We start from the raw sequence: 3745 nt of genomic DNA, 5'->3' as shown, positions 1-3745 counted from the left end.
GCAAACGCCTTGCCCAGTTCGGGATCGCCCATGGCATGGCCGCCATATTTGATGACAACCGTCTTGTTCTCGTAGCGCTGCATGAAGGGCAGGGCCTTGGACAGCACTTCGGCGTCGTAGGCGTTTTCAAGTCCGTCGGCCATGGGGCAGGACAACTCCTTTTCGGTCTTGAAAACCTCTCTAACCCGAACGCGCGTCCTGTGAATAGTCCTCGCTGACGCGCTCGTGATCCAATTACTGATGGAACTCGTAAGCAAAAATGCAATTGTTATGCGATAGGGAGGGCGCCTATGGCCGATACCGCTGAAATTGCAGACCTGCTGGCCCGCATTGCGTTGCGTGATCGCAATGCCTTTCGCGCTCTCTATGCACGCACGAGCGCGAAACTTTTTGGCGTGAGCCTGCGTATACTCTCCAACAGGAGCGAAGCCGAGGACGCCTTGCAGGACGTTTTCATCAAGGTCTGGCAGCGTGCCGAGGGTTATCGCCCCGATGCCGCAAGCCCCATGACGTGGCTGATTACCATCGCGCGCAACAACGCCATCGACAGGCTGCGCGCGCGGCGGCCGGGTCATACAGACATCGATGAAGCGTTCGATCTCGAAGATTCCGGGATGAGCCCGGAACAGTCGGCGATCAACACCGACGACGGCAACCGGATTGACGAGTGCATGGGGCAATTAAAACCCGAACGCGCCGAAGCGGTGCGCAGGGCCTACGTCGAAGGCGAAAGCTATAATGAACTAGCCGACCGGCTGGGTGTGCCCCTTAACACGGTACGCACCTGGCTGCGCCGGTCGCTCCTGGCCTTGCGCGACTGTCTTGGAGCATAATAGACAAAACGATGAGCGATTTTGACGACAACGATCTGAACCGGGACGAAGAGCGCCGCGTGGCGGTTGCTGAATATGTGCTCGGGCTGACAAGCGCGCAAAGCCGCGCCGCAATGGCGCGCGCCATCCAAACGCGCCCCGATCTCGCGGCCGAAGCGCGGTTCTGGGAGGATCGCTTTTCCGCTTTCAATGACGATTATGTGCCCACCTCGCCGCCCGACACCCTTCTGGGCCGGATCGAGCAGAGGCTGTTCGCCGATGCGGGTGCCAAAACGCCCTGGTACAATTCGCTCCTGGTCTGGAGGTCGCTGGCCGGGGCCGCGGCCGCTGTGGCGGTGCTTTCCGTCGGTCTCAACCTGCTCCAACCGAGAGTCGAAACGCCGCTCGATACCGCCCAGCTCGTGGCGGCGATGCAGACCGTCGACAGCGATGTGAGCTTTATTGCGCGCTATGATTCCGCGTCCGGTGCGCTGCGGGTGAGCGGTGCCGGTTCGCCGGCCGGTGCGGGCAATGATTATGAGCTTTGGTTCATCGAGGGCGACAATGCGCCGATCTCGATGGGTGTGATCGATGTGGCCGAGGCACAGACCATTGCGGTCGATGAAACGCTGCGCGGCCAACTGGCCCAGGGCATAACGCTGGCCGTCACGCGGGAAGTGGAAGGCGGCTCGCCGACCGGCGATCCTCAGGGCCCGATTGTCGCGGCCGGACCGATCGCCGCCATCTGAGGAAATTTTTTCGACCCGTCTGAAACTTGTTGGTCTCACGCTCCGTAACTGATCGCGAACTTCCCCAAAAAGGGGAGGTCACAACAGATGATCTTTTAGGAGACGAACACCATGCAGACCCGTGCAATTGCTCTCTCAGCCCTTCTGGCCACCTCTGCGCTGACCGGCGCTGCGCTCGCCCAGGACAACCCCATGGTTGGTGGCGCGCCGATGTCGCCGGACATGAACATCGTTGAAAATGCAGTCAACTCGGCTGACCACACGACCCTTGTCGCCGCCGTGGAAGCTGCCGGCCTTGTCGAAACGCTGCAGGGCGACGGCCCCTTTACAGTGTTCGCGCCGACCAATGAAGCGTTCGCTGCCCTTCCCGAAGGCACCGTTGACACGCTGTTGATGCCTGAAAACGTCGAAATGCTGCAGCAGGTCCTGACCTGTCATGTGGTTGGCGTTGAGGCGACCGCCGCCGATCTCGTGGGCATGATCGATGCCGATGGCGGCAGCCACACAATCGAAACCCTTGGCGGCTGCATGCTCGAAGCCACCTATGACGGCGACACCGTCACGATCACTGACGAAAACGGCACTGCCGCGACCGTCACCATCGCCGATGTGATGCAGTCCAACGGCGTGATCCATGTGACCGACGCCGTGTTCACGCCGGCCATGTAACATCTAAACAGGCACCGCGGCTCAGCGTTCGCCCCCAATCCTACTCTGAGCCGCAAACTGCGCCCGGCCCGCCCTCCGTCGGCCGGGCGCAACCATGCCCGGTCCCGCTACACGCGGGTTTGACTGGATCGCGAGGCAATTTACTGGGATAAACGACGCAAGGAGAATGACCATGATCGACCGTCGCAATTTCCTGCTTGCCGGAACTCTCGCCACCGGCGCCGCCGCATTCGGGCTTGCCTTGACCGCCAAGGGCGCCGAGGGAGAGTTTCCCTTTACCCTCACCGAGGCCGAATGGCGCGAGCGGCTCGACGAGATGGAATATTACGTCCTGCGCGAGCACGGCACCGAGCGCGCCTTCACATCCGAACTCGACAAGCTCTACGAGCCGGGCATCTACAATTGCGCCGGATGCGGGCAGGCGCTCTATTCCTCGGAAGCCAAATATGACAGCCGCACCGGCTGGCCCAGCTTCTGGGAAGCCCTCCCGGGCGCTATCGGAACGTCAGTCGATACATCATTTATGATGACGCGCACCGAATGCCATTGCTCGAACTGCGGTGGCCACCAGGGCCATATTTTCGATGACGGGCCCGAGCCGACCGGCAAGCGCCACTGCATCAATGGTGTCGCCTTGACGTTCGTTGCGGCCTAGGATCTGAATGCGGGATCGTTCGTCCACGGTCCCTCCCCATGAATCTTGCCATCATCGAAACCGGCCTCGTGCCAGAGCCATTGCGCGGCCGGTTCCGCCCCTATCCTGAAATGTTTGCCACGATGCTGGCCCGTCACGGTGCCAGGATTGCGCCCGACTTCGTGCCCGTGCTCGAAGGCGCGCCGCTGCCCGATCCCGAAGGGCTGGACTCCGTTCTGATCACCGGCTCGCCGGCTGGAGTGTACGACCCGCTCCCCTGGATGGACCCGCTGCGCAATTTCATCCGCCGCGCCCACGAGCGCGGGACGAAGATGGTGGGCATCTGCTTTGGCCACCAGATCATTGCCGACGCATTGGGCGGCGATGTGCGCAAGTCGGAAAAAGGCTGGGGGCTGGGGCGGCACGTCTACGAGGTTTTGCCCGATCATCCCCATTTCGTGCCGGGAGTCGATAAATTGGCCATTGCCTGCTCGCATCAGGATCAGGTCATCACGCCGCCGCCGATGGCAAAGGTAATCCTGCGCAGCGCATTCGCCCCCAATGCCGGGCTGTCCTATGCGGGAGGCAATATTCTGAGTTTCCAGCCGCACCCCGAATTCGAGGACGACTATTCGAAAGCGCTCATCGACCTGCGGCGCGGCAAGGTGTCAGAAGACGTTATCGAGGCGGCTCATGACTCAATGAAGACCCGCTCGGACAGCGCAATCCTCTCGCACGCCATCAGCCGGTTCCTTGCCTGCTAGAGCGTGTCCAGCAAAAGCATGTCCTCGACGCGATCGGGGATGGAAACGCTTTTGCGGTTCGGACACGCGACAAAACAAGGGTTTGGAGCCAAGGATTTGAGTCAATCAAATCCTGAA

Annotated in this window: 5 protein-coding genes and 1 pseudogene; 5 read left to right on the top strand and 1 reads right to left on the bottom strand. The window is 61.2% G+C overall.

Translation table 11 applies throughout. From position 1 onward, the window contains the following. Window positions 1-143 (bottom strand): annotated as a pseudogene (locus AACZ55_RS15730) (acetylglutamate kinase); the annotation flags it as partial. Between the two features lie 147 nt (window positions 144-290). On the opposite strand from AACZ55_RS15730, the gene AACZ55_RS15725 reads away from it, so the two are divergent. The 5 genes from AACZ55_RS15725 (at window position 291) to AACZ55_RS15705 (ending at window position 3628) form a co-directional block, all read left to right on the top strand. Further along, entirely contained in the window at window positions 291-833 is a 543-nt protein-coding gene (locus AACZ55_RS15725; RefSeq protein WP_338607953.1) for a sigma-70 family RNA polymerase sigma factor, read from the top strand. 11 nt (window positions 834-844) lie between these two features. Further along, window positions 845-1561: an anti-sigma factor gene (locus tag AACZ55_RS15720; RefSeq protein WP_339647604.1), complete on the top strand. Its 717-nt coding sequence runs from the start codon at window positions 845-847 to the stop codon at window positions 1559-1561. Between the two features lie 111 nt (window positions 1562-1672). Further along, entirely contained in the window at window positions 1673-2230 is a 558-nt protein-coding gene (locus AACZ55_RS15715; protein ID WP_338607951.1) for a fasciclin domain-containing protein, read from the top strand. A gap of 172 nt (window positions 2231-2402) precedes the next feature. Then, entirely contained in the window at window positions 2403-2885 is a 483-nt protein-coding gene (gene msrB / locus AACZ55_RS15710; protein WP_339647603.1) for a peptide-methionine (R)-S-oxide reductase MsrB, read from the top strand. A 38-nt stretch (window positions 2886-2923) separates the two neighbouring features. Then, a complete protein-coding gene (locus AACZ55_RS15705) occupies window positions 2924-3628 on the top strand; it encodes a type 1 glutamine amidotransferase (RefSeq protein WP_339647602.1) in 705 nt (234 codons plus the stop codon). The last annotated feature ends 117 nt before the right edge of the window (window positions 3629-3745 follow it).

The sequence above is a fragment of the uncultured Pelagibacterium sp. genome (assembly GCF_963972885.1).
Taxonomy (GTDB): Bacteria; Pseudomonadota; Alphaproteobacteria; order Rhizobiales; family Devosiaceae; genus Pelagibacterium; species Pelagibacterium nitratireducens.
The sequence above is the reverse complement of the archived record's forward strand: the minus strand, read 5'-3'. Positions and strand labels throughout refer to the sequence as shown.

Excerpts from the sequence above, each read along its gene's own strand:
- AACZ55_RS15725 (WP_338607953.1), top strand. The coding sequence starts at position 291 with ATGGCCGATACCGCTGAAATTGCAGACCTGCTGGCCCGCATTGCGTTG.
- AACZ55_RS15720 (WP_339647604.1), top strand. The coding sequence starts at position 845 with ATGAGCGATTTTGACGACAACGATCTGAACCGGGACGAAGAGCGCCGC.
- AACZ55_RS15715 (WP_338607951.1), top strand. The coding sequence starts at position 1,673 with ATGCAGACCCGTGCAATTGCTCTCTCAGCCCTTCTGGCCACCTCTGCG.
- msrB (WP_339647603.1), top strand. The coding sequence starts at position 2,403 with ATGATCGACCGTCGCAATTTCCTGCTTGCCGGAACTCTCGCCACCGGC.
- AACZ55_RS15705 (WP_339647602.1), top strand. The coding sequence starts at position 2,924 with ATGAATCTTGCCATCATCGAAACCGGCCTCGTGCCAGAGCCATTGCGC.